Here is a 23395-nt window from a genome sequence, read left to right on the forward strand (position 1 = left end):
GCAAGGTTTGGGAATGCTGTTTTGGCCGCAGGTGCTACCCGGAACCCTTCACCAATGAGAACGGTTGACGTCTTCAAATAATTAGTCGGAAGACCAGATCGCCAATGGGGCTGCGGTGCGGCAAGCGGGCGCGGCAGCGTGTCGCCGTTCTCACTCTGCACCCTTGTCGATCATTAGTTCTGTTTCTCATTTGACAATCATTATCATTTAGAATAATTTGTCGCTCGATGTGTAGGACGGCTCAGCCCCGTTTGCCGTCCCACGAACCTATTGGCAGCAAGGTGATTTCCATGACGGAACAAATGTCCACAGGCAGGTGCGATTCACCGCTACTTCAGGCATTCGTCGACAATCGACTGATTCTGGTCAAGATTGCAGCCCGCATTACCGGTTGCCGGTCGCGTGCTGAAGACGTGGTGCAGGATGCGTTCTTCCGGCTGCAATCTGCGCCGCAGATCACGTCCTCGTTCAAGGCTCAGCTCAGCTACCTGTTCCAGATCGTGCGCAACCTGGCGATCGATCACTACCGCAAACAGGCACTGGAGCAGAAGTATTCGGGCCCTGAAGAGGAAGGCCTGAACGTGGTGATTCAAGGCGCTTCGCCGGAAACCTCGCACATCAACTTCTCGACCCTGGAAAACATTGCCGATGCGCTGACCGAGCTGCCCAGCCGCACCCGCTACGCCTTCGAGATGTATCGCCTGCACGGCGTGCCGCAAAAGGACATCGCCAAGGAGCTTGGCGTCTCGCCGACCCTGGTGAACTTCATGATTCGCGATGCGCTGGTGCATTGCCGCAAGGTGTCGGGCAGTCGTGTGGATACCTTTGCTCGCCGCTGACACGCAAGCGCACGCAGGAAAAACGCAGCCCAAGGCTGCGTTTTTTTGTATCAAGCCAACGCACACCGATCAAAAAACCGCTCACGCCCTAACATCATCAACGCCGCGCGCTTGTGCGGGAAGTCGAACTCTTTCTGGCAGTGAAAACCCTGGTTCTGCATATGCCCGATCATCTTCGCGTTGTCGGCGCGAGGCTCGGCAACCACCCGCTGAGTGCGTGGATCGTCGAGAAACAGGTAATGCGTCAACGCCGATAACCAGCTCGCCACCTTGTGCGGGCCACGGTGATTTTCCTCACCCACCAGCATGTGAATACCGCGGTCGTAATCGCCGGCGTCATAGAACGGCGCGATGCGATCTTCCTTGGCCCAATAGGCTTCAAAGTAGGCGAACGGCTGATCATCGAAACAACCGATCAGCGTCAGTGTGCGGGGATCGGCTTCAAGTTTGCTCAGGTACTCGCGATGCTGGTCGAGGCTGCCCTCCTCCTGCCAGAAACTCGCCACTCGCGGACTGTTCTGCCAACGATTGAAACGCGCCAGGTCCAGGTCGATGTCCACCCTGCGCAGGGAAATCCAGGCACCGAGGCGCGCATCAAAACGCCGATAGACTTCACCGCGCGGTTTCATCGGGCGCAGCGGATGACGCTTGCCGCCACTGATGATCATTTGCTGGGGATAACTCGAAGTCAGCGACACACCCAGCCAAGGCTGAGGCAATTGCCAGAACAGTGTTCGCTCACAGCGATACTGGCCGACGAGTTCGGTGGGGATCAGCAACCCGCTGAGCAATGCTTCGGTGGGGGCTACATCGAGTTGCCAGATCAGGCGCTGACAGCCCGGGTCACGGGCAAACAGCCAATAACAGGCCACCCATACTGCCTGACTGTCGGCGTGGTCGAAACGCTCTTCGACTTGCACATGCAGCTCGGGCTCGCGAGTCAGGCGCAGCTGGATCAGCGGCTGCCCTTCAAGGCTGAGGCACAGGCGGCGTTCGGTTTCATCAGCTACAAGACGGCTTCCTGTCGGCAAGGCCAGGGCAGTCAGGACATTCAGAGTGGACATGGGTCGGGCTCACGTTAATCGTCGGCAGTTCAACGATGTGACGTGAGCCAGCGCGGGAAATTTAAGAGAGGTCGGCAAATACGCGACCTGTGGCGCGATCTCAGCTTCCCGGGACCGGCACCACGGCGATCTTGTAGGGGTCGAAAATCTTCAGCATCTGGCCATTGTCCCGCAACCCTTGCAGCAACTTGCTGAACGCCACGCCGCTGATGGGTGCGGCCGGACGGAGGATGGCGTAGTGGTGATAAACCTGATCGATACGCTGGGACACCAGCAGTTGATCAGCGACTTCCTTGTTGCGCAGCAGGTAATCGCTCAGGTACGAGCGTGTCACCAAGGCAACGTTGGCACGCCCGCGCAGCACCATCAGCAGGTTACTGTCATGGGAATACGTCAGCGTGGCGTTGTAGTTCTGCGCGAGGAATTTTGGATCGGCATTGAAGTTGGCGAATTCGTAGTGATAGCCGCTGAACAGCGCCAGACGCTTGCCGGTGAGGTCGGCAAAGTAACTCTCCCGGCGATCGAGCTCCCGTTGTGCGACAAAAATCTCGGCATCTTCCAGGCCCATGTCGACGCTGGTGTGAGGGATGTCCTTCCAGCCCCAATCCGGATTCTCGAAAATCGCCATGTCCACCCGGCCTTGCTTGAAGTCACCGAAGCGCCGGGGAATGGAGGTAGGTACCAGGGCGAACTGATAGTCGCTTTGCAAGGCATTGAGTGCCTCGACCAGTTGCGGCAACAGACCGGTATCGGCACCGGACTCCGGGCGCACGGTATAGGGCGGAAAGTGTGCGGCACCGATCCGCACCAGTTGCGCAGCCTGAGAAGGCAACACCCAGAACACTGCAAGCGCCGCCAGCAAAAGCCGCGAGGCCGTCCGATTTGGCGAAGATATCAAAACAACCTACTCCCCGAGAAAATACGCATCAATGCATTCAAGCTAGGTGGTTTCGGCCACTTAGCCAGTTTCCGTCTGACTTGGAAAGCTATTGTTCTCTTCCAGCACCAGAATCAACGCCTCATCGGCCAACTGATCGAGGTTCGTGCTGCCGCCGGCGCGAAACCAAGTGGTGGTCCAGGACAACGCCCCCGTCAGAAAGCGGCGGGTGATGAACACATCCCCGCGAATAAAACCGGCGTCCTTGGCCTCGCCCAGCACCTGTAGCCAGAGATCTTCATAAATGTCGCGCAGCGCCAGCACCTGCGCCTGCCCGTCTTCGGACAGCGAACGCCATTCATACACCAACACCGCCATGGCCTCGCCACTGCCGCCCATGATCGACTGCAATTCACAACGAATCAGCGCCAGCACGCGCTCGCGCACACTGCCGGCGTCTGCCAGGGCTGCACGCATTAACGCGGTGTTGTAGCGAATGGTTTCCTCCATCACCGCCCGCAGGATCTCGTCCTTGCTTTTGAAGTGATGAAAAATACTGCCCGACTGAATGCCCACGGCGCCGGCCAGATCGCGCACGGTGGTGCGCTCAAAACCTTTGTTGCGGAACAGGTGAGCCGCCACTTGCAGCAATTTGCCGCGGGCGCTGTCCGGGTCGGTCAATTGGCCGTTGTCGACCAATTCGCGCATCACCCTCAGGGCTTTTTGCTCGTCCACCCGTTCTCTCCTACAGTCGATCAATCAAATACGCCAATCACCGCTAAAACAGCGGGGTTGCGCGGGCAATTTAAGCTGGCCGGGGCGCCCAAGCAAGCGCTCGGGAAGAAGATAGTTAAGCCGTTTACAAACCAAGCGCTTGCTTGGTAGTCTCGATGCACTTCTGTCGGAGGTGGCTATGGAGTTGACTGGGCCTAAAACAATTCGCATCGGGTGCGCCAGCGCCTTCTGGGGCGATACCTCGACCGCCGCCGCGCAATTGGTGGAAGGTGGGCGCCTGGACTATCTGGTCTTCGATTATCTGGCCGAAATCACGATGTCGATCATGGCCGGTGCGCGGATGAAAGAGCCTCAGGCTGGTTACGCCAGCGACTTCATCGAAGTCCTCAGCCCGCTGCTGGGTCAACTCGCCGAACAGAAAATCCGCGTCATCAGTAACGCCGGCGGAGTCAATCCGCAGGCCTGCGCCGCCGCCCTGACCGCTGCCTGCGACAAGGCCGGGGTGGCGTTGAAAATCGCCGTGCTGCTGGGCGATGACCTGCAGCCGCAGTTCAAACAGCTGAGCAGCAGCGGTATCCATGAAATGTTCAGCGGCGCGCCCCTGCCGCCGATGTGCGTCTCGACCAACGCCTACCTTGGCGCACCGGGCATCGTCGAAGCCCTGCGCCTGGGCGCCGACATTGTGATCACCGGGCGTGTGGTCGACAGCGCGGTGGTCAGCGCTGCATTGGTGCATGAATTCAATTGGTCCTGGCACGACTACGACAAACTTGCCCAGGCTGCACTGGCCGGCCACATCATCGAATGTGGCGCCCAGTGCACCGGCGGCAACTTCACCGATTGGCGCGAGGTGCCCGACTACGAACACATCGGCTTCCCCATCGTCGAAGTCAGCGCCGACAGCCAGTTCATCGTCAGCAAACCCGAAGGCTCCGGCGGACTGGTTACACCGCTGACGGTCGGCGAGCAGATGCTGTATGAAATCGGCGACCCGCAGGCCTATCTGCTGCCGGACGTGGTCTGCGATTTCACTGAAGTCAAACTCGTGCAACAAGGCAAACATGCGGTTCAGGTGCACGGGGCAAAAGGCCTGCCGCCGACCGATCAGTACAAGGTCAGCGCGACTTACCCGGACGGTTTTCGCTGCACCGCCAGTTGCCTGATCGCCGGGATCGATGCGGTAGACAAGGCGCGTCGAGTCAGCGAAGCGATCATCAACAAGACGTCGGAAATCTTCAGCCAGCGTGGCTGGCCGCCCTACAGCGAAGTGAACATCGAACTGCTCGGCAGCGAAGCCACTTACGGCCCCCACGGTCAGCGCCATGACAGCCGCGAAGTGGTGATCAAACTGGCGGTGCGCCATCCGGGTAAACAGGCGTTGATGGTGTTCTCCCGGGAAATTGCCCAGGCCGCCACTGGCATGGCGCCGGGACTGACCGGGATTGTCGGTGGACGGCCGACGGTGTATCCGCTGATCCGGCTGTTCTCGTTCCTTATCGACAAAACTGCCTGCACGCTGGAAATTGACCTCAAGGGCCAGCGCCACCCATGCGCCCTGCCCGCCGTGGATGTGCTCGACACCGCCGACCTGCCCGTGGCGTGTGCCCCACCGAAACCCTCAGACCGGGCCGATGCCAGTGTGGCCCTGGTCAAACTCGCCGTGGCGCGCTCCGGTGACAAGGGCAACCACAGCAACATCGGCGTCATGGCCCGCGAGCCGGAGTACCTGCCGTGGATTGCCGAAGCCTTGACGCCAGAAGTGATCGTCGACTGGATGAGTCATGTCCTCGACCCGATCCACGGCCGTGTTGAACGCTGGTATCTGCCGGGCACCCACAGCCTTAATTTTCTGCTGGAGAACGCCCTTGGAGGCGGTGGCGTGGCCAGCCTGCGGATCGATCCGCAAGGCAAAGCCTTCGCCCAGCAACTGCTGGAAATCCAGATACCGGTGCCTCAGCGCATCGCCGACCAAGTCAACTAGAGGACTGTCGCCATGGCATACGATTCGATTTTCAAAGGCGATTTGTTTGCAGGCCAAACCATCATCGTCACCGGTGGCGGCAGCGGCATCGGCCGTTGCACCGCTCACGAACTGGCGGCCCTCGGCGCCCATGTGCTGCTGCTCGGGCGCAAGGTCGACAAGCTGAAAAACGTCACTGCCGAGATTGCCGAAGATGGCGGCAAGGCGGATTGGATGGTCTGCGATATTCGTGAGGAGGAAGCGGTCAAGCATGTGGTCAGTGAGTTGATCCGCAAGCACGGACCGATTCACGGTCTGGTCAACAACGCTGGCGGGCAGTACCCGGCGCCGTTGGCGTCGATCAATCAAAAAGGTTTCGAAACGGTGTTGCGCACCAACCTGATGGGCGGCTTCCTGATGGCCCGGGAAGTGTTCAACCAGTCCATGAGCACGCACGGCGGCGCCATCGTCAACATGCTCGCCGACATGTGGGGCGGTATGCCCGGCATGGGCCACTCGGGTGCAGCGCGTTCGGGCATGGACAACCTCACCAAGACCGCCGCGTTCGAATGGGGTTACGCCGGGGTTCGGGTCAATGCCGTGGCGCCGGGCTGGATCGCGTCCAGCGGCATGGACACCTACGAAGGCGCATTCAAAGCGGTGATCCCGACGTTGAGCGAGCACGTGCCGCTCAAACGCATCGGCACCGAATCGGAGGTCAGCGCGGCGATCGTTTTCCTGCTCAGCCCGGCAGCGGCATTTGTCAGCGGCAGCACCTTGCGCATCGACGGCGCCGCCAGCCTGGGCGGGCGCGCCTGGCCGATACACAAGGCGCAGATCAGTACGTCGTATAACGGTTTCCACCGCGCGTACTTACCCGACGTGCTCAGACCCGACGTGCTCAAGGACAAGGAATAAGTCATGCCGGTGATTCAGTCGCAAGTGGACCCGTTCAGCGAGCAGTTCGCGCTCAATCGAGCGGCGATGCTGGTCGGCATCGAGCACGTCCGCCAGCTCGAACAGAACCTGCTGAACAAGGCTGCCGAAGCCAAACCCAGGTTCGACAAGCGCGGCCAATTGTTGCCCCGCGAACGCCTCAATCTGCTGCTGGACCCTGGCGCACCGTTCCTTGAACTGGCCAGCCTGGCCGGCTACAAACTGCATGACGACAAGGACGGCAATTCGGCTGGCGGCGGTTTGATCGCCGGGATCGGTTACGTGTCCGGCGTTCGGGTTCTGGTGGTGGCGAACAACAGTGCGATCAAGGGCGGGACCATTTCCCCCAGCGGTTTGAAAAAATCCCTGCGTCTGCAACAGATCGCCATGGAGAACAAACTGCCGGTCATTACCCTGGCCGAAAGCGGCGGCGCGAACCTCAATTACGCGGCGGAGATTTTCGTCGAAGGTGCCCGCAGCTTTGCCAATCAGGCGCGGATGTCAGCCATGGGGTTGCCGCAAATCACGGTGGTTCATGGTTCGGCCACGGCCGGCGGCGCTTATCAGCCGGGGCTCTCGGATTACGTCGTGGTGGTGCGTGGCAAGGCCAAGCTGTTTCTTGCCGGCCCGCCGCTGCTCAAGGCGGCCACCGGCGAAGTCGCCACCGATGAAGCACTGGGCGGCGCCAAGATGCACGCGCAAATCGCCGGCACCGCTGAATACCTGGCCGAGAGCGATGCCGATGGCGTGCGGCAGGTGCGCGAGATTGTCAGCCTGCTGCCGTGGAATGCCCGGTTACCTTTAGCGCCTGCGCGGCACTGGGAAGAACCGCTCTACCCCATCGACGAAGTGCTCGGACTGATTCCTGACGACACGAAAAAACCTTACGACGTGCGCGAGATCATCGCGCGGATTGCCGACGGCTCGAACTTTCTCGAATTCAAGGGCGAGTTCGATCAGCAAACGGTCTGCGGCCATTTGCAGATTCAAGGCCGCGCCTGCGGGTTCATCGGCAACAACGGGCCGATCACCCCCAAGGGTGCGAGCAAGGCGGCGCAGTTCATTCAGCTCTGCGACCAGAGCCAGACGCCGCTGCTGTTTTTCCACAACACCACCGGGTTCATGGTTGGCACCGAGTCGGAGCAGCAAGGCGTGATCAAACACGGCGCGAAGATGATTCAAGCGGTGGCCAACGCCCGGGTGCCTAAACTGACCCTCGTCGTCGGCGGCTCCTACGGCGCCGGCAACTATGCGATGTGTGGCCGCGGCCTCGACCCGCGCTTCATCTTCGCCTGGCCCAACAGCCGCACGGCGGTGATGGGCGGCGCCCAGGCCGGCAAAGTGCTGCGGATCGTCACCGAGGCCAAACAGGCCAAGGACGGCCTGGTGCACGACCCGAAAATGCTCGACCTGCTGGAACAGGTCACCGCGCAGAAACTCGACAGCCAGTCCACCGCGCTGTATGGCAGCGCCAGCCTGTGGGATGACGGGTTGATCGACCCTCGCGATACCCGGACCTTGCTTGGGTACTTGCTGGATATCTGCCATGAGGCCGACGTGCGGCCGCTGCAATCCAACAGTTTTGGTGTCGCCCGTTTTTGATGACGCAGAGCGTCTAAGGCTGCATTCCCACGCAGAGCGTGGGAACGATCATTCAGGAGAACAATAAAAATGATCTTCACCCAGGAACACGAAGCACTGCGCCGCACCGTCCACCAATTCGTCGATCACGAGATCAATCCACACGTCGAGGAATGGGAAAAGGCCGGACGCTTTCCGATCCACGAGATCTTTCGCAAGGCCGGCGATCTTGGCCTGTTGGGGATTTCCAAACCGGAAAAGTTCGGTGGCATGGGTCTGGACTACAGCTACTCAATCGTCGCTGCCGAAGCGTTCGGCACCATTCATTGCGGCGGGATTCCGATGTCCATCGGCGTGCAAACCGATATGTGCACCCCGGCCCTCGCCCGCTTCGGTTCCGATGAATTGCGCGAAGAGTTTCTCCGTCCGGCCATCACTGGCGAGCAGGTCGGCTGCATCGGTGTTTCCGAAGTCGGCGCCGGCTCCGATGTAGCCGGTTTGAAGACCACCGCCCGCAAAGACGGCGACGACTACGTGATCAACGGCAGCAAGATGTGGATCACCAACGCACCGAGCGCGGATTTCATCTGCCTGCTGGCCAACACCTCAGACGACAAACCGCACATCAACAAGTCGCTGATCATGGTGCCGATGAACTCGCCGGGCATCAGCCTCAGCTCGCACCTGGACAAGCTCGGCATGCGCAGCTCGGAAACCGCTCAGGTGTTTTTCGACAACGTGCGGGTACCGCAACGCAATCGCATCGGCCATGAAGGCGCGGGGTTCATGATGCAGATGCTGCAGTTCCAGGAGGAACGGCTGTTCGGCGCGGCGAACATGATCAAAGGCCTGGAGTACTGCATCGACAGCACCATCGAGTACTGCAAGGAGCGCAAAACCTTCGGCAATGCGCTGATCGATAACCAGGTCATCCACTTCCGACTGGCCGAACTGCAAACCGAAATCGAATGCCTGAGGGCACTGGTCTATCAGGCCACCGAGCAATACATCAAAGGCCAGGACGTCACCCGCCTGGCGTCCATGGCCAAACTCAAGGCCGGACGGTTGGGTCGTGAAGTCAGCGACAGCTGCCTGCAATATTGGGGCGGCATGGGCTTCATGTGGGACAACCCGGTGGCCCGCGCGTACCGCGATGTGCGGCTGGTGTCGATCGGCGGCGGCGCCGACGAAATCATGCTGGGGATCATCTGCAAACTCATGGGCATCCTGCCGGGGAAAAAGAAATGAGCACCCTGCCGGTTTGCCAGACGTTGCTGCTGGAACCCCATAACGGTGTCCTGCACATCACCCTCAATCACCCGCAAAGCCGCAACGCCATGAGCTTGGAGATGGTCGCTGAACTGCGCGCGGTGCTGGCGGCCGTGCACGATGACCGCGCGGTTCGTGCATTGGTGATCGGCGGTGCCGGCGGGCATTTCTGCGCCGGTGGCGACATCAAGGACATGGCCAATGCACGCGCTCAAGGTCCGAGCGCCTATCGCGACTTGAATCGAGCGTTCGGTGCGCTGCTGCAAGCGGTGCAACACGCGCCGCAAGTGGTGATCACGGTCCTGCAAGGCGCGGTGCTCGGCGGTGGTTTGGGTCTGGCCTGCGTCAGCGACGTCGCCTTGGCCGATCACCAGGCGCAATTCGGTCTGCCGGAAACCAGCCTCGGTCTGCTGCCGGCGCAGATTGCGCCGTTCGTGGTGCAGCGCATCGGCCTGACTCAGACTCGCCGACTGGCGCTGACCGCGGCACGTTTCGATGGCACACAGGCACGGCGCATGGGGTTGGTGCATTTTGTCGAGCATGACGCGCAAGCGTTGGCCGAGCGTCTCGATGAAATTCTGGCCCATGTGTTGTGCTGCGCGCCGGAGGCGAATGCGCGGACCAAAAAACTGTTGCTGGCGAGTGCGGGGCAGCCGTCGAATGCGTTGCTGGATGAAGCGGCCGAGTGGTTCAGCGAAGCGGTGACCGGGGCTGAAGGTATTGAGGGGACCATGGCTTTTGTACAAAAGCGTAAACCGGGGTGGGCGCCTTAACAGCATCTCCATCACATTGACCGCAACACTTAAGGGAAGAAGCCATGCCCACCCTGAAAAAAATCCTGATCGCCAACCGTGGTGAAATCGCCTGCCGCCTCCAGCGCACCGCCCAGGCCCTGGGCTATCGCACGGTCGCGGTGTTCAGCGATGCCGACGCCGATGCCCTGCATGTGCAGATGGCCGACGAAGCGGTGAACATCGGCCCGGCCCCGGCACAGCAATCCTATCTGAGCATCCCGGCAATGCTCGACGCTGCCCGGCGCACCGGTGCCGACGCGATCCACCCCGGCTACGGCTTCCTCTCGGAAAACGCCGGATTCGCCCGCGCCTGCCAGGATGCCGGCATCACCTTCATCGGCCCCAGCCCCGAGGCCATCGAACTGATGGGCAGCAAACGCCTGTCGAAACTCGCCATGATCAAAGCCGGTGTGCCGTGCATCAAAGGCTATCAGGGCGCCGAACAGGACAACGCCACCCTGAGCCGCGAAGCCGCACGCATCGGCTATCCGCTGATGATCAAGGCCAGTGCCGGCGGTGGCGGGCGTGGCATGCGCCTGGTGCACGAGGCCAAGGATTTGCTGGAGCAGTTGCGCACTGCCCGCTCCGAAGCGCTGCACGGGTTTGGCAGTGACGAGCTGATCCTTGAGCAAGCGTTGGTTGATCCGCGCCACGTCGAGGTTCAACTGTTCGGCGACCAGCACGGCAACCTGATCTACCTTGGCGAGCGCGATTGTTCGATCCAGCGCCGCCACCAGAAAGTCATCGAGGAAGCGCCCTGCCCGGTGATGACCGCCCACTTGCGTCAGGCCATGGGTGAAGCGGCGCTCAAGGCCGGTCGCGCGGTGAATTACGTCGGCGCTGGCACCGTCGAGTTTCTGTTGGATGCGCGCGGGGAGTTTTACTTTCTGGAGATGAACACCCGACTCCAGGTGGAACACCCGGTGACTGAATTAGTCACCGGCCTCGATCTGGTGGCCTGGCAGTTACGCGTCGCTGAAGGGCTGCCGCTGCCGCTGCGTCAGGAACACGTACAACTCAACGGACATGCCATGGAAGTCCGTTTGTACGCCGAAGATCCGGCGCACGATTTTCTGCCACAAACCGGTCGCATTGCCGCGTGGGAGCCAGCGTTGCAGGGCGATATACGAATCGACCATAGCCTGATCGAAGGCCAGAACGTCAGCCCGTTCTATGACCCGATGCTGGGCAAGATCATTGCCCACGGTGCCACCCGCGAAGAAGCCCGGCGCAAGTTGCTGCGGGCGGTGCAAGACAGCGTGCTGCTCGGCGTGCAAAGCAATCAGCGCTTGCTCGCCAGTCTGCTCGAACACCCGCAGTTCATCAGTGGCGAGTTCAGCACCGGGTTCATCCCGACGTATTTTGCCGACCATGCCTGTCTGCACCCCCGTGCACCCGGCGCCGAAGCACTGGCAATCGCCGCAGCGTTGTTCTATCAGGCCTCGGCGCAGGTTCATCCGGCGCCACTGGCCGGTTGGCGCAACAACGCCAGCGTGCCGTTGCACTATCGAATCGGCCTTGATGATCAGGATTGGTCAGTGGAATTGAACGCTGAGCCGGGCGAACCGTATCGGATTCAAGTTGCCACAACGCCCTTTGAACTGAAGGTCATCCAGTGTGACGGACGCTGGGCGAGTCTGGAAATCAACGGTATACGGCGACGCCATGCCTACCGTCTTGAAGCCGGACACCTCTGGCTGTTCACCCGACCCGGCAGTTTACGGCTGGTGGAACGGACCCAGGCCTTGGTCAGCAGCCAGGTCAGCGTCAGCACCGGCACCCTCAAGGCTCCGATGGACGGGGCGATCGTCGACGTGCTGGTCACTGAGGGCAGTCCGGTCATTAAAGGCCAGTTGTTGGTCGTGCTGGAGGCCATGAAAATGGAGCATCCGCTCAAGTCGGGCATCGACGGTGTGCTCAAACGCTTGCAGGTCAGGGTCGGTGATCAGGTGAAAAATCGTCAGATTTTGTTGGAGGTCGAATAAGCCGCTAGGCGGATCCGCCGGGTTTGGCTACGCTCAAGCCCTATCAGGACGCGGATACCAGGAACCCTGCGATGCCTCACTGGCTGGTCATTGATCTCGAAGCCACCACCGATCAGGGTGGTTGGCCAGTAACTGAAATGGAAATCATCGAAATCGGTGCCACCCTGGTGGACCGAAAAGGTCGAGAACTGGATAGCTTTCAGCGCTTCGTGCGCCCGACGCGTCGGCCTTTGCTGACGCCGTTTTGTCGGGAACTGACCCACATCACCCAGGCCCACATCGATGACGCCGAGTCGCTGAGCGAGGTCTGGGTGTCGTTCGAACGCTGGCTCGGCCAACATCACTCGCGCCTGGAAGGCTGGGCCAGTTGGGGCGACTACGACCGCAAACAGCTGCTTCAGGAATGGCAAAAACTGCAACTCGACAGCGCCCTGAGCCGGGTGCCGCACATGAACCTCAAGCAGCGCTTTGCCAAGGCTCGCCGGCTGGAACGCCCGCTGGGGCTCAACGGCGCGCTGCAACTGGCGGGTATGCAGTTCAGCGGCCAACAACATCGGGCGCTTGAAGATGCGCGCAATACAGCGCGTCTGTTACCACTGGTTCTCCCCCTCTAGAGAGGTGACGGCGCCAAGGGCCTTGTGCATACTGGCCAGCCCTTTTTAGCCCTTTTCGAGGAATCGCCCATGTTTAAAGTCAACGAGTACTTCGACGGCACCGTCAAGTCGATCGCCTTTGGCACCGCTGAAGGTCCTGCGACCATCGGCGTCATGGCACCGGGCGAATACGAATTCGGCACCAGCCAGCGTGAAATCATGCACGTGGTGACCGGCGCCCTGACCGTCAAACTGCCGGACAGCAGCGACTGGGAAACCTTCGCCGCCGGCAGCCAGTTCAACGTACCCGCCAACAGCAAGTTCCAGCTGAAAGTGGCCGTCGACACCGCTTACCTGTGCGAATACCGCGGCTAAACCCTCGGGTTTTCACAGCGACAAAAAATGCCCGTGTCCAAGGACACGGGCACTTTTTATTCAAGGACAGTCGTTCAGATTGTCTTATTCCAGGATCGTCACCGGCATACCGACTTCAAGCCGGCCATTGCCGTCATTGACCAAGTTCTGGCCGAACATTGCGCCGTCTTCCTGCGCGCGGTATTTCTGCAGGGTCGCCAGCGGTTCGCGATCTTCACTGCGCTCGCCGGTTTGCGGGTCGATGGTGGTCAAAATGCAGCGTGAGCACGACTTGACCACGCGGAACTCGACATCGCCGATGCGGATGCGCTTCCAGCCATCCTCGGCATACGCTTCGCTGCCCTCGATCACCAGATTGGGCCGAAAGCGCAGCATTTCCAGCGCACGGCCGACCTTTTGCGACAAGTCCACCAGGGAAGCCTGTCCGATCAGCAACAGCGGAAAGCCATCGGCGAAAGCCACTTGATCGTCGTCCCTTCCGTAGCCCGCTTGAGTGGTGCGCGCGCGACCCAGAGGAATTTGCACCAGTCGCGTCGGCTTGCCAATGAACTCACTGACCCAGGCACCGGCCTCATCACCGGCATCGGGCACTCGCAGACTGTCTCTAAAGATCGTCACGCCGCGCAGTTCAGCGTCGCTGGCCGGCAAGGCAATATCGATCGCTGAGCGCCCCGGAGCCCTGAGGGTCAAACCACCGCCGGCATTCCACAGCGCCGACAACTGACTCATCTGCCCCACTACGCGCTGGGTCAGGAAACGGCCGCTGGCCTCGTCCACCAGCATCCAGCGTCGATCACCGTCCAGGCCCAGCTTGTCGAGGCTGACCTGCTGCAGGATCTCGCCCTTGCCGGATTTCAACGGATAACGATAAAGCGCGCTCAGACGCAGCATGGCCAGCTCCCTGGTGGGCAAAAAACGCCACCCTATACGAGCTTGATCGCCGAATCAAAGGCTGACTTCAGGCCAGCCTCTGCGGGGGGTGTCAGGCAGGCACTTCGTCGAGCATTAGGCGCTGGCGCACCACATCGACGAGTTTGTCCGGCTGGAATTTGGAGAGGAAGTTGTCGCAGCCGACTTTCTTGACCATCGAGTCGTTGAAGCTACCGGACAACGAGGTATGCATCACCACGTAAAGGCCACGCAGACGCGGGTCGTTGCGGATTTCCGTCGTCAGGCGATAGCCGTCCATTTCCGGCATTTCCGCGTCGGTGAAGATCATCAGCAGTTTGTCGGTCATGTTCACACCGGTATCGGCCCAGGCCTTGAGCATGTTCAGTGCCTTCAAGCCATCGCTGGCAATGTGCATCTTCACGCCCAACTGACCCAGGGTGTCACGCAATTGCGAAAGTGCCACGTTAGAGTCGTCCACCAGCAGCACTTCACGGCCACGGGCACGTTCCAGAACCGGATCGTCGAGTTTGTCGCGCGATACCTTCGCGTTGTACGGGACAATTTCCGCCAGGACTTTTTCGACGTCGATGATTTCCACCAACTGGTCGTCGACCTTGCTGATAGCGGTCAAGTAATGTTGACGACCGGCGCTGGCCGGCGGCGGCAGAATGGCTTCCCAGTTCATGTTGACGATGCGGTCCACGCCGCCGACCAGGAACGCCTGCACCGAACGGTTGTACTCGGTGACGATGATCGTGCTGGTAGGGCTTGGCACCAGCGGACGCATGCCGATCGCCTGGGACAGGTCGATCACCGGCAAGGTCTGGCCGCGCAGGTTGACCACGCCGCAGACAAACGGATGACGCTGGGGCATCAGGGTCAGCTTCGGCAGTTGTAGCACTTCCTGCACTTTGAAGACGTTGATCGCGAACAATTGCCGTCCGGCCAGCCGGAACATGAGAATTTCCAGGCGATTCTCACCCACCAGTTGCGTGCGTTGGTCTACCGTGTCGAGAATGCCGGCCATCAATGACTCCTGGGCTTGTTCTGATGAATTCACTAAAGGAGGTTATCGGCTGTTTTTGCCGGACCTTGACCCCCCTGTAAAATGCCACGATCGAACATTGATGTCACATTAACATCATGCTTTACTGGCCACGTGATTTCACCTGCTTCATTCCCTCCCGCGAGACCTCGTTTCGGTCGGTTGGTTCCTCTGTGTAAGGGATTCCCCTAGTAGCAATCAGGTCTAACCTGATGTTCGCAATATCCAATAGCCATTAATGTGACGCCATTCTCATTGCATGAACGGAGTCAGGCTTTTGTGTGCGATCGCAGGTCAGTGGCCATCCACCCTATCGAATTCCCCAACCTGCAGCGAGACAGGCCGGAGCGCGATCCCACGATGGCACGGCAATGCCGGTACTCTGATCGTCCTCGTCGACACACACGACATTCCCTCATTTGACATGACGTTGTGGAGCTAAGCATGCCGAACGATCCTAAAGAGTTGGCTCAGCAGCTCGCGGAGTTTCTCGTCGAAGCTGAGACGCTCCTGGACAAAACCGAGGAATGCCTGAGTCATTTGCAACTGATCAGCAATGACATGGACGCCATCGACTGCATGCTTAGCACCCTGCTCAAACTGGCCAAAAAGGCTGATGCGCTCGCCCTGGCAGCCGTTTCGGAGTTCTCGTTGCACATTCATGGTTTGCTGAGCCACGCCCAGAATCACATGGACTTGCACGAGCAGGCCTTGGGTGCGCTGAAAGACTGCCTGACGTTGATCGCCTGGCAACTCGAGCTTATCGATCAGAACACCGGCCAACTCAGCCTCGATGACAGTGAACAGACCTCTCTGATCGAAGCCTTCGCCTGTCAGGTCGGACACAGTCAGTTTCATCCACCCGCTCATTCCAAACCGTTTGCACTCGTTTCCTTTTCAGGGCGACAAGCCTGAATTTATCGGAGCACTCTGCCGAGCTCCGATTTTTTATTGCCGTGACCGCCTCTCTATCTTTAGCGAAGTCATGTCGCAATTGAATATCCCCTACCTGTTAACGACAACTCGAAAACCATAAACAATGCCTGCCACCCAACTTTTTCCATTATGGAACTGCAGTCCATAACCTCTTATTTCCTGCCCCTGCGGACCTATATACCAAACGCGACCAACGGTATCTTAAGTGGTATTATGCCGCCCATTAGTTGACGTCAATTAATGGCAGAGTGACTCCAGACAGAGACCGTCATCCGTTATGACCGGTCTTCCCGCAGCGAACATCCATTGGCTCCATCCGCTATGTACGCCAGCCTCAAGTCAATCACCCTATGGCCACCCTCCCGAAAAAACGCGCGCTTGGTCACGCTTATGTTGTGTACCTGCTCGGCGATTGGCAGCCTGCTGATTTACAGTCTGTCCACTCGCCTGCCGCTGAGCCTGCTGGTGCTCAATGTGGCGGCGCTGACCTGCGTCTGGGTGGGGCATTGCCTCTCGCGCAAATCGATAAAGTTTCAACCTCAAGAGTTGGCCGACCGGCTGTTGGAGGTTCAAGAAAACGAACGTCACCGGCTCAGTCGAGAACTGCATGACGACATCGGCCAGTTGCTGACCGCGGCAAAACTTCAAAGTGACTGGCTCAAACGCCGAATGCCCGAAGAACTTCAGGGCCAGTGTTCGGTGCTTTGCGACACGCTGGAAGAAACTCTGACCAAAGTTCGGGATGTATCGGCCATTCTCAATCCCAGGCAGTTGACCAGTCTCGGGCTGGAAGCCAGTCTGCGTGCGCATTTACTCAAGACACTGGCCAACACGTCGGTGCACTGGAGCCTGGAATGCCATCAGCGCTTAACCGGTCTGCCGGAAGAAATGGCGGTGGCCGCCTTTCGAATAACTCAGGAAGCGGTCACCAATATACTGCGCCATGCCGACGCGAAAAATCTGCTGGTCCGCCTGCAACGTCTGCCTCAGGGACTGGCGCTGTCGATCAGCGACGATGGTCTGGGTTTCGCGCCATCGATGGATCCAGGTCGTGAAGGGCAACGCGGAATGGCGGGGATGTCGGAACGGATCGATCAGCTCGGCGGCACACTGAGCGTTACCAGCGAGCCGGGCAAAGGCACTCAAATCGAAGCTCTCTTTCCCTGGGCGCCTCGTGCGCTCGAACGGGCCAGTCCGAATAAGGTTATGCATTGACTTGTAACTTACTTCTGGTGGATGACCACTCGCTTATCAGGGCAGGTGTGCGCGCTCTGGTGCTGGATATTCCCGGCTACGCGGTAATCGGTGAGGCCAATGATGGCTCGCAGTTGCTCGAGATGGTCGAGCAACTGTCCCCGGACATCGTCCTGCTGGATATTTCCATGAAGCAAACCAGTGGCCTTGAAGCATTGCTGCGACTCAAGCGAGTACGCCCGCAGAGCAAGGTGCTGATCCTGTCGATGCACACCGATCCTGCACTCATCATGCAGGCACTGGAATCCGGTGCACATGGCTACCTGCTCAAGGACACCACGGCCACCGAGCTCGAACATGCCCTGCAAGCCTTGCGTAACAACGAACGTTACCTTAGCCCGGCCATCGCTCACACCGTCATCAACCAGGCGCTGACCCGATCTCAGAAACACCCGCCGGAACCTGCCGACTCGCACAACCTGACAGCGCGTCAGCTGGAAATCCTTCGGCTGATCGTTCGCGGAAAATCCACCCGAGAGATCGCCAACGGCCTGGGTCTCAGTATCAAGACGGTCGAAACTCATCGCTCGCAGGTCATGAAGCGCTTGCAGATCTACGATGTGGCGGGCCTGGTGCTGTTCGCCGTTCGCGAGCAGATCATCAGCCTGGATGATTGATCAATTGCGATGCCCCCAGCAGCGGCGAGTTTTCAGGCAAATGTACGCGCAGTGCCGCCGGACGTGCCGAGAAACGCAAGTTGTCGCCTTCCAGAGGCTCGCCATCGAGGTTGATATAGAGGCCTTCCGAGACCTTGATTTCGACCCAGGGCAGTCGGGCTCGCACAAACATATTGTCGATGCCGAAGCCATCGGCCAGCAGGTTTTTCAAGGTGCCGACGAGTTCCTGTGGCGCAGGTAGAATACTGATGTCCAGCAGGCCATCGTCGGCCAGCGCTTCTGGACACAACACATGTCCTCCGCCGGCCTGTCGGCCATTGCCGACGCCCAATGCCAACAGCTCGCCACTCCACTGAAAATCAGGACCCTGCAACTCGCCATAGGCCGCGTGCAGTTCACTGAATCGCGATAAACCGGTGAACAGGTAAGCCGCGCCCCCGAGGATTTTTTTCAAGTCCTCCGAGGTGTTCGCAGTGACCTGACTGCCAACCCCCCCCGTGGCCATATTCAGGAACACCTGCCCGCCAACTTCCCCCAGATCGATGGCACTCGGCGCAGTGTCGAGAAGATCCAGCGCCTGAGCGGGCTCCAGAGGCACACCGGCGGCACGCGCAAAATCATTGGCGGTGCCCAAGGGCATCAGTACCAGGCTGGCCTGCGTCGAATGCGCCGCCATGGCCTCGGCAATATCACGCAAGGTGCCATCACCGCCGCCGGCGATGATTTGCATGTAGCCTGCCGCCAGCGCTTCATCCACCAGCCGCTGTGCGTCGCCGGCCTCCCAGGTCACTCGAACGGCTAGCTCCCAACCCTGCTTACGCTTGCCCTCGACGGCAGAACGAACCGCCTCGTTGAGCGCTTGCTTGCCATGCAGAATCAACACCGCCTTGCGTTCGCTCATTGTTGTCACTCCCATGATTGAATTCCGTATGAGAGATGTTGACCTCGTCGCGCCACATAAAAGTCGCAAGAATTTGAATTATTTGAAGGCGAGCAGTATGGCGTCCTACAAGGCGGGGCTTTTTCTTACAAAACCTGAGGAATCGGCTCAATTGACCGGCAAGTGCGATTGGTACACCTTGGCGTCTGCGGTTATCAAACATCAGCAGGAAACACACAGGGACGTGCCATGCATAACCATGAGATCAGGTCACCGGTCATTCCGGTCGTACCGTACGCAGAAAAACGCGCCAATCATCAAGCTGAACTCAAAAACAGCGCACAACCCACTGGAGAAGTTGATATGGAACCTCGCGTCGTTGAATTGGAGACTCACCTCAAATACATCCGACGAGACATGGATGAAGTCCGTAGTGACGTCAAATCCATTAAACACAGGCTTGCCTATTCGGCTGGCGGAACAACCGTGGTTATCGGGCTGCTGGCCTGGATCGCCAATAGCCGTTTTGACCAGGTCGTGACACTCCTGGCTCATTAAGGGGTAGCCATGAATGCAAAACCCGGTTCGATCAACCGGGGTTGCGGCAAGCCTGCTGCAGGAATCAGCTCAGGACTTCGCTCAGCGGGATAAAGCTTACGCAGTCACCTTCGATCAGCGTGCGATCCTCCAGCACCTCAACCAGACCATCGGCCCAGGCGGCGCTACGCAGTACACCAGAACTCTGATTCTTGTAGATGATTGCCCGGCCGTTCTCCAGACGTCCACGCAAGTACTCGCGCCGATTGCCTGCTTTGGGCCAGGCAAACCCTGCCGGCACCTGGAACTTCAGGGGTTCAACCTCTTTTACGCCCTGTCGACGCAAGAGATAGGGCCTTGCCAACAAAGCAAAGGTCACCAGGGTCGACGCCGGATTGCCGGGCAAACCAATCACAGGTACACCGCGAAAATGCCCGAATGTCAGCGGTTTGCCTGGTTTGATGGCGAGTTTCCACAACGTCAACTCGCCCTCTTCACGCAAGGCAATGCCCAGAAAGTCAGCCTCTCCCACCGATACACCACCGGTCGAAAGAATCAAATCGACACCCTTCAGTTCACCAAGGCGAGCGCGAGTGGTTGCTAAATCATCCGGAAGAATACCGGCATCGATCACCTCACAACCCAAGCGCTGCAACCAACTGCAAAGCAACACTCGATTGCTGTTGTAGATCTGTCCCGGCCCCAGTGCCTGACCCGGTTCAATCAGTTCATCCCCGGTGGACAGAACAGCAACACGAACCTTGCGAATCACGTCCAGCTCTGCACATCCCAGCGATGCAGCCAGTCCCTGTTCGATCGGCCCGAGGCGCGTGCCGGCTGGCAGAATCAATTCACCGACAGTGGATTCCTGGCCTTGGGGACGGATGTTTTGTCCTGAAGCCATGGTTTCGGTGAAACGTACTCGCTCATCCGCCTGAACCTCGGCATTTTCCTGCATCTCGACGCAATCAGCCCCTGCGGGAACGGGCGCACCGGTGAAGATTCGTGCACAGGTGCCGCGCTTCAAGGGCTCCGGAGCCTGTCCGGCAAAAATCTTCTGGCTGACCACCAGTGACTCTCCAGTCCAGTCGGCCATGCGCAAGGCATAACCGTCCATGGCACTATTGGGCCAAGGTGGTAGATCAAGCGTCGAGACCAAGTCATCGGCCAGCACGCGGCCCTGAACCTGCGCCAATGGTAAGCGTTCACGTTCACGAATCGGGGAAGCTTCAGCCATTGCCAGCAAGCGTGCCAGAGCCACCTCGACAGCCAGCAGACTACCCGTCTTGCCTGGCTTACCCACGGGATTCACAGGGTGCCGCCTGTTTGAGATGAGCCACAAAATTGCACGGGCGGTGCCGCGAATCGAGCTGCTCGGCCAGAATGCCATCCCAACCGGTACGCACGGCATTGGTCGAGCCCGGCAAACAGCAGACTAGCGTGCCATTTGCCAGGCCGGCCAGGGCACGGGACTGAACAGTGGAGGTGCCGATATCCGCCACCGATATCTGCCTGAATAGCTCACCAAAACCGTCGACCTGTTTGTCCAGAAGGCAACTCACCGCTTCCGGAGTGCTGTCGCGTCCAGTGAAACCGGTACCGCCAGTAATTAACACGACCTGCACGACATCGTCGGCAATCCAGTTGGCGACTTGCGCGCGAATTTTGTAGAGGTCATCTTTGAGCAGAATACGGGCCGCAAGGTTATGACCGGCGGCACTCAACCGGTCGACGAAGACCTGGCCTGAGGTATCGGTTTCCAGGGTACGGGTATCGCTGACCGTCAGCACCGCGATATTGAGCGGCGCGAAAGGCACATCAGCCTTGGCTGTCATAGGCTCATCCAGTTGTAGGAGAAACAGCCCGGTGTTATATCACAGCGCCTCATTTTTTCGCCGCCCCCGTGGAGACCTGCCATGACCTCGAATACACATTTGCCACCCTGTTCCATTCTGCTCCTGGCAGGTGGTCGTGGCCAACGCATGGGCGGACAGGACAAAGGGTTGCTGGAATGGCACGGCGAACCACTGATTGCCCACTTGCACCGCAAGACCCGTTCGCTGAGCGATGACCTGATCATCTCCTGCAACAGAAACCTGGAAAAGTATGCGCCCTACGCCGACCAACTGGTTCATGACGATGAAGGCGACTTTCCTGGCCCCCTGGCCGGTATTCGCGCAGGCTTGAAGGCCGCCCGCCATGCGCATCTGCTGGTGCTGCCTTGTGACGTACCGCGCATCGACGCCGCGCTGCTCAATAGCATGCGCGAAACCGCCAGCCAGCACCCGGACCAACCGCTAATGCTGCGCCATGGTGAACACTGGGAGCCCTTGTTGTGCATTATCCCCGTGGCACTCTTGGCAGATTTCGACAGTGCCTGGAACCACGGTGAACGCAGCCCGGGTCGCCTCATGCGCAAACTGGGCACTACCGCCCTGCAATGCTCCGACAATGACCCGCGCCTGGCCAACCTCAACACGCCAGAACTGTTAAGTGCTCACAACACTGTGTCAGACTGACAGGAGAAGGAACTTGCGCGCGCTGTACACGTCTCAAGCACAGTAACCAAAAAATTCATATTCGGAGACACACTCATGACTCAACGGACCCTCGCCACTTTCATGCTCGCACTGGGCCTCGCTACCCTCGCCGGTTGTGCATCGCCTACAGTGATCACCTTGAATGACGGTCGAGAAATCCAGGCTGTCGATGCGCCACAGTTCGATAAGGATTCAGGTTTCTACGAATTCGAACAACTGGATGGCAAGCAGACCCGCATCAACAAGGATCAGGTTCGTACCGTTAAAGAGCTTTAATTTTTGCGGTGATAACCGGATATGGAAAAGCCCGCTTTATGCGGGCTTTTTCGTGGCTGAAGATCAGCAGGTTCGCTGAACTCGCGATCACCACTGCAGGGTGATGGTACTTTCGAACACTCTTTCCTGGCCGGTGACCGGATCCATAAACCGTAGCCCCTGAGCGAGCAGTTTCAAAGGATTGTCATAGTCATCCTCAACATCCTGGAGTACCTGCGGATAAAACGGGTCGTTGCAGATACTGGCGCCCAAGGCGGTCATGTGTACTCGCAACTGATGTTTCTTGCCCGTCACCGGGTAAAGCGCATAGCGCCAGAGGTCACCATTCTTCTCCCTGACCTCGACTGCCGTCTCGGTATTACTGACGCCAGGACCTTCCTGCATGCGGAAGAAAGGCTCGCCATCGATGAGCCGGCTCTTATGGACCAATGGAAAAGAGCGTTCAGGCAATGCTCGGGCAATTGCCTCGTAGCGCTTTTCGATCTGCCGCGTAGGAAACAACGACTGATACACCGAACGACTCTGAGGGTTGGCGGAAAACAGCACCAGCCCCGCCGTGTGACGGTCAATGCGATGCAAAGGCACCAGATGCGGGTTATCGAGTCGACGTATCAGCCGTCGCAGCAAGGTCTGCTCCACGTATTCACCCGCCGGAGTCACTGGCAGAAAATGTGGCTTGTCCGCCACTACCAGATGCTCATCCGCGTACAGAATCGACTCAACCACCGGAATCGGCTTTTCGTCCGGCACTTCGCGAAAATAGTGAATCCGCAGGCCTTCCTTGTAAGGCAAGTCCAGGGCGATTGGCATGCCATGGCCATCAAGCACACGACCGCGGGCGATTCTGTCCAGCCATTGATCACGGCCAATGGCACTGAAATGTTCGCACAGACAATCGAGTACGGTCTGCCACGGGCCAGGCGGCAAGTAGAGCGTGCTGGCCTGGTTGTGTGCAGCAGAAAAAGATGAAGTGGACATACGAAAGCTCTAACCCTCAATACAGGGCGGCATTATCCAACAGCGGCCGGGACGAACCTAGAAGAGAATCCTCAAGCCGTTATCTGCGTGCGCGCTGCCGCTTCGGTGAATTCCTTGAGCCAGCGCAACACATCGACCGCTTCCCAGCGACCGGGATCATAAAGCGCGTACAACAACCCCTGATAACCCACGACATCCAGCTGCCGGTGATAGCCCGCGCGCTGGAACAAGGCTTCGATTTCGGCGAAACAGGTATTGAAATGCAGTTTGTTGAAGGGGGTTTTTCCTTCTGTCACCAGGCCATCCAGACGCAATTCGAGGACAGCCTCGCGTACCACGTCCGCCGACATCCGGTTCACGCTGTTCTTCAATTGTTCGACATTGACCACGATTCATCCCTCTCACGCCCGGACTGCCTACGCGAGGCAGGCAT

At 59.1% G+C, this 23395-nt stretch carries 25 protein-coding genes; 15 read left to right on the forward strand and 10 right to left on the reverse strand.

From position 1 onward, the window contains the following. Positions 1-290 precede the first annotated feature (290 nt). Positions 291-839, forward strand: a complete 549-nt coding sequence (locus tag QK293_RS19670; protein ID WP_282380058.1) for an RNA polymerase factor sigma-70 — start codon at positions 291-293, stop codon at positions 837-839. Between the two features lie 50 nt (positions 840-889). On the opposite strand, the gene QK293_RS19675 is transcribed toward QK293_RS19670, so the two are convergent. The 3 genes from QK293_RS19675 to QK293_RS19685 form a co-directional block, all read right to left on the reverse strand. Then, a complete protein-coding gene (locus QK293_RS19675) occupies positions 890-1903 on the reverse strand; it encodes a GNAT family N-acetyltransferase (protein WP_282380060.1) in 1014 nt (337 codons plus the stop codon). Positions 1904-2003: 100 nt separating this feature from the next. Continuing rightward, on the reverse strand, positions 2004-2801 hold the full coding sequence (locus tag QK293_RS19680) for an ABC transporter substrate-binding protein (RefSeq protein ID WP_282380063.1): 798 nt from the start codon (positions 2799-2801) through the stop codon (positions 2004-2006). A gap of 60 nt (positions 2802-2861) precedes the next feature. Next, a complete protein-coding gene (locus QK293_RS19685) occupies positions 2862-3515 on the reverse strand; it encodes a TetR/AcrR family transcriptional regulator (RefSeq protein WP_282380065.1) in 654 nt (217 codons plus the stop codon). Between the two features lie 178 nt (positions 3516-3693). Here QK293_RS19685 and QK293_RS19690 point away from each other — a divergent pair, with 178 nt between their 5' ends. The 8 genes from QK293_RS19690 to QK293_RS19725 all read left to right on the forward strand — a co-directional run bounded on the left by QK293_RS19690 (position 3694) and on the right by QK293_RS19725 (position 13008). After that, the gene (locus tag QK293_RS19690; RefSeq protein WP_282380067.1) at positions 3694-5496 is read left to right on the forward strand and encodes an acyclic terpene utilization AtuA family protein; all 1803 of its coding nucleotides are present in this window, start codon (positions 3694-3696) and stop codon (positions 5494-5496) included. A gap of 12 nt (positions 5497-5508) precedes the next feature. After that, complete coding sequence (locus QK293_RS19695) at positions 5509-6393, forward strand: SDR family oxidoreductase (RefSeq protein ID WP_282380069.1); 885 nt, start codon at positions 5509-5511, stop codon at positions 6391-6393. 3 nt (positions 6394-6396) lie between these two features. Then, entirely contained in the window at positions 6397-8013 is a 1617-nt protein-coding gene (atuC, locus tag QK293_RS19700; protein WP_282380070.1) for a geranyl-CoA carboxylase subunit beta, read from the forward strand. A 69-nt stretch (positions 8014-8082) separates the two neighbouring features. After that, on the forward strand, positions 8083-9240 hold the full coding sequence (gene atuD / locus QK293_RS19705) for a citronellyl-CoA dehydrogenase (protein ID WP_282380073.1): 1158 nt from the start codon (positions 8083-8085) through the stop codon (positions 9238-9240). Further along, positions 9237-10034 carry an enoyl-CoA hydratase-related protein gene (locus tag QK293_RS19710; RefSeq protein WP_282380075.1) on the forward strand — a complete coding sequence of 266 codons (798 nt, stop codon included), beginning with the start codon at positions 9237-9239 and terminating at the stop codon, positions 10032-10034. Before atuD ends, QK293_RS19710 begins: the two co-directional genes overlap by 4 nt. A gap of 44 nt (positions 10035-10078) precedes the next feature. After that, positions 10079-12040, forward strand: coding sequence for an acetyl/propionyl/methylcrotonyl-CoA carboxylase subunit alpha (locus QK293_RS19715; protein WP_282380077.1), 1962 nt, complete (start codon positions 10079-10081; stop codon positions 12038-12040). A 71-nt stretch (positions 12041-12111) separates the two neighbouring features. Next, positions 12112-12654, forward strand: coding sequence for an exonuclease domain-containing protein (locus QK293_RS19720; RefSeq protein ID WP_282380079.1), 543 nt, complete (start codon positions 12112-12114; stop codon positions 12652-12654). 69 nt (positions 12655-12723) lie between these two features. Continuing rightward, entirely contained in the window at positions 12724-13008 is a 285-nt protein-coding gene (locus QK293_RS19725; protein ID WP_054614024.1) for a pyrimidine/purine nucleoside phosphorylase, read from the forward strand. Positions 13009-13092: 84 nt separating this feature from the next. Here QK293_RS19725 and QK293_RS19730 read toward each other — a convergent pair whose 3' ends face one another. Next, positions 13093-13899, reverse strand: a complete 807-nt coding sequence (locus QK293_RS19730; RefSeq protein ID WP_282380086.1) for an MOSC domain-containing protein — start codon at positions 13897-13899, stop codon at positions 13093-13095. Positions 13900-13990: 91 nt separating this feature from the next. After that, positions 13991-14926 (reverse strand): chemotaxis protein CheV, encoded by a 936-nt coding sequence (locus QK293_RS19735; RefSeq protein WP_282380088.1) that lies wholly within the window; start codon positions 14924-14926, stop codon positions 13991-13993. A 462-nt stretch (positions 14927-15388) separates the two neighbouring features. Between QK293_RS19735 and QK293_RS19740 the strand changes: the two genes are divergently transcribed. The 3 genes from QK293_RS19740 (at position 15389) to QK293_RS19750 (ending at position 17751) form a co-directional block, all read left to right on the forward strand. Next, positions 15389-15859, forward strand: coding sequence for a hypothetical protein (locus tag QK293_RS19740; protein ID WP_282380090.1), 471 nt, complete (start codon positions 15389-15391; stop codon positions 15857-15859). A gap of 342 nt (positions 15860-16201) precedes the next feature. Next, on the forward strand, positions 16202-17095 hold the full coding sequence (locus QK293_RS19745) for a sensor histidine kinase (RefSeq protein ID WP_282380163.1): 894 nt from the start codon (positions 16202-16204) through the stop codon (positions 17093-17095). Further along, positions 17092-17751: a response regulator transcription factor gene (locus tag QK293_RS19750; protein WP_282380092.1), complete on the forward strand. Its 660-nt coding sequence runs from the start codon at positions 17092-17094 to the stop codon at positions 17749-17751. Before QK293_RS19745 ends, QK293_RS19750 begins: the two co-directional genes overlap by 4 nt. Here the strand turns inward: QK293_RS19750 and yegS are convergent. Continuing rightward, a complete protein-coding gene (gene yegS, locus QK293_RS19755; RefSeq protein WP_282380094.1) occupies positions 17735-18652 on the reverse strand; it encodes a lipid kinase YegS in 918 nt (305 codons plus the stop codon). The genes QK293_RS19750 and yegS overlap by 17 nt on opposite strands. A 228-nt stretch (positions 18653-18880) precedes the next feature. On the opposite strand from yegS, the gene QK293_RS19760 reads away from it, so the two are divergent. Next, entirely contained in the window at positions 18881-19189 is a 309-nt protein-coding gene (locus tag QK293_RS19760; RefSeq protein WP_282380095.1) for a hypothetical protein, read from the forward strand. A gap of 64 nt (positions 19190-19253) precedes the next feature. Here the strand turns inward: QK293_RS19760 and glp are convergent, their stop codons facing one another. Both glp and moaB read right to left on the reverse strand, forming a co-directional pair. Then, positions 19254-20480 carry a gephyrin-like molybdotransferase Glp gene (gene glp, locus QK293_RS19765; protein WP_282380097.1) on the reverse strand — a complete coding sequence of 409 codons (1227 nt, stop codon included), beginning with the start codon at positions 20478-20480 and terminating at the stop codon, positions 19254-19256. Beyond that, entirely contained in the window at positions 20464-21003 is a 540-nt protein-coding gene (gene moaB, locus QK293_RS19770) for a molybdenum cofactor biosynthesis protein B (protein ID WP_282380099.1), read from the reverse strand. Before moaB ends, glp begins: the two co-directional genes overlap by 17 nt. Before the next feature lie 81 nt (positions 21004-21084). Between moaB and mobA the strand changes: the two genes are divergently transcribed. Both mobA and QK293_RS19780 read left to right on the forward strand, forming a co-directional pair. Beyond that, the gene (mobA, locus tag QK293_RS19775) at positions 21085-21687 is read left to right on the forward strand and encodes a molybdenum cofactor guanylyltransferase MobA (RefSeq protein WP_282380101.1); all 603 of its coding nucleotides are present in this window, start codon (positions 21085-21087) and stop codon (positions 21685-21687) included. Between the two features lie 75 nt (positions 21688-21762). Beyond that, the gene (locus QK293_RS19780) at positions 21763-21984 is read left to right on the forward strand and encodes a YgdI/YgdR family lipoprotein (RefSeq protein WP_282380102.1); all 222 of its coding nucleotides are present in this window, start codon (positions 21763-21765) and stop codon (positions 21982-21984) included. A gap of 87 nt (positions 21985-22071) precedes the next feature. Here QK293_RS19780 and QK293_RS19785 read toward each other — a convergent pair whose 3' ends face one another. Together QK293_RS19785 and QK293_RS19790 are read right to left on the reverse strand one after the other, a co-directional pair. Beyond that, positions 22072-22962, reverse strand: a complete 891-nt coding sequence (locus QK293_RS19785) for a pseudouridine synthase (RefSeq protein ID WP_282380103.1) — start codon at positions 22960-22962, stop codon at positions 22072-22074. A gap of 71 nt (positions 22963-23033) precedes the next feature. Continuing rightward, positions 23034-23351 (reverse strand): transcriptional regulator, encoded by a 318-nt coding sequence (locus tag QK293_RS19790; protein ID WP_282380104.1) that lies wholly within the window; start codon positions 23349-23351, stop codon positions 23034-23036. Between the last annotated feature and the right edge of the window lie 44 nt (positions 23352-23395).

Source organism: Pseudomonas sp. AL03 (assembly GCF_029960815.1).
In the GTDB taxonomy this organism is placed as follows: domain Bacteria; phylum Pseudomonadota; class Gammaproteobacteria; order Pseudomonadales; family Pseudomonadaceae; genus Aquipseudomonas.

Coding starts and splice junctions, on each gene's coding strand:
- QK293_RS19670 (WP_282380058.1), top strand. CDS start 291: ATGACGGAACAAATGTCCACAGGCAGGTGCGATTCACCGCTACTTCAG.
- QK293_RS19675 (WP_282380060.1), bottom strand. CDS start 1,903: ATGTCCACTCTGAATGTCCTGACTGCCCTGGCCTTGCCGACAGGAAGC.
- QK293_RS19690 (WP_282380067.1), top strand. CDS start 3,694: ATGGAGTTGACTGGGCCTAAAACAATTCGCATCGGGTGCGCCAGCGCC.
- QK293_RS19695 (WP_282380069.1), top strand. CDS start 5,509: ATGGCATACGATTCGATTTTCAAAGGCGATTTGTTTGCAGGCCAAACC.
- atuC (WP_282380070.1), top strand. CDS start 6,397: ATGCCGGTGATTCAGTCGCAAGTGGACCCGTTCAGCGAGCAGTTCGCG.
- atuD (WP_282380073.1), top strand. CDS start 8,083: ATGATCTTCACCCAGGAACACGAAGCACTGCGCCGCACCGTCCACCAA.
- QK293_RS19710 (WP_282380075.1), top strand. CDS start 9,237: ATGAGCACCCTGCCGGTTTGCCAGACGTTGCTGCTGGAACCCCATAAC.
- QK293_RS19715 (WP_282380077.1), top strand. CDS start 10,079: ATGCCCACCCTGAAAAAAATCCTGATCGCCAACCGTGGTGAAATCGCC.
- QK293_RS19720 (WP_282380079.1), top strand. CDS start 12,112: ATGCCTCACTGGCTGGTCATTGATCTCGAAGCCACCACCGATCAGGGT.
- QK293_RS19725 (WP_054614024.1), top strand. CDS start 12,724: ATGTTTAAAGTCAACGAGTACTTCGACGGCACCGTCAAGTCGATCGCC.
- QK293_RS19730 (WP_282380086.1), bottom strand. CDS start 13,899: ATGCTGCGTCTGAGCGCGCTTTATCGTTATCCGTTGAAATCCGGCAAG.
- QK293_RS19735 (WP_282380088.1), bottom strand. CDS start 14,926: ATGGCCGGCATTCTCGACACGGTAGACCAACGCACGCAACTGGTGGGT.
- QK293_RS19740 (WP_282380090.1), top strand. CDS start 15,389: ATGCCGAACGATCCTAAAGAGTTGGCTCAGCAGCTCGCGGAGTTTCTC.
- QK293_RS19745 (WP_282380163.1), top strand. CDS start 16,202: ATGTACGCCAGCCTCAAGTCAATCACCCTATGGCCACCCTCCCGAAAA.
- yegS (WP_282380094.1), bottom strand. CDS start 18,652: ATGAGCGAACGCAAGGCGGTGTTGATTCTGCATGGCAAGCAAGCGCTC.
- QK293_RS19760 (WP_282380095.1), top strand. CDS start 18,881: ATGCATAACCATGAGATCAGGTCACCGGTCATTCCGGTCGTACCGTAC.
- moaB (WP_282380099.1), bottom strand. CDS start 21,003: ATGACAGCCAAGGCTGATGTGCCTTTCGCGCCGCTCAATATCGCGGTG.
- mobA (WP_282380101.1), top strand. CDS start 21,085: ATGACCTCGAATACACATTTGCCACCCTGTTCCATTCTGCTCCTGGCA.
- QK293_RS19780 (WP_282380102.1), top strand. CDS start 21,763: ATGACTCAACGGACCCTCGCCACTTTCATGCTCGCACTGGGCCTCGCT.
- QK293_RS19785 (WP_282380103.1), bottom strand. CDS start 22,962: ATGTCCACTTCATCTTTTTCTGCTGCACACAACCAGGCCAGCACGCTC.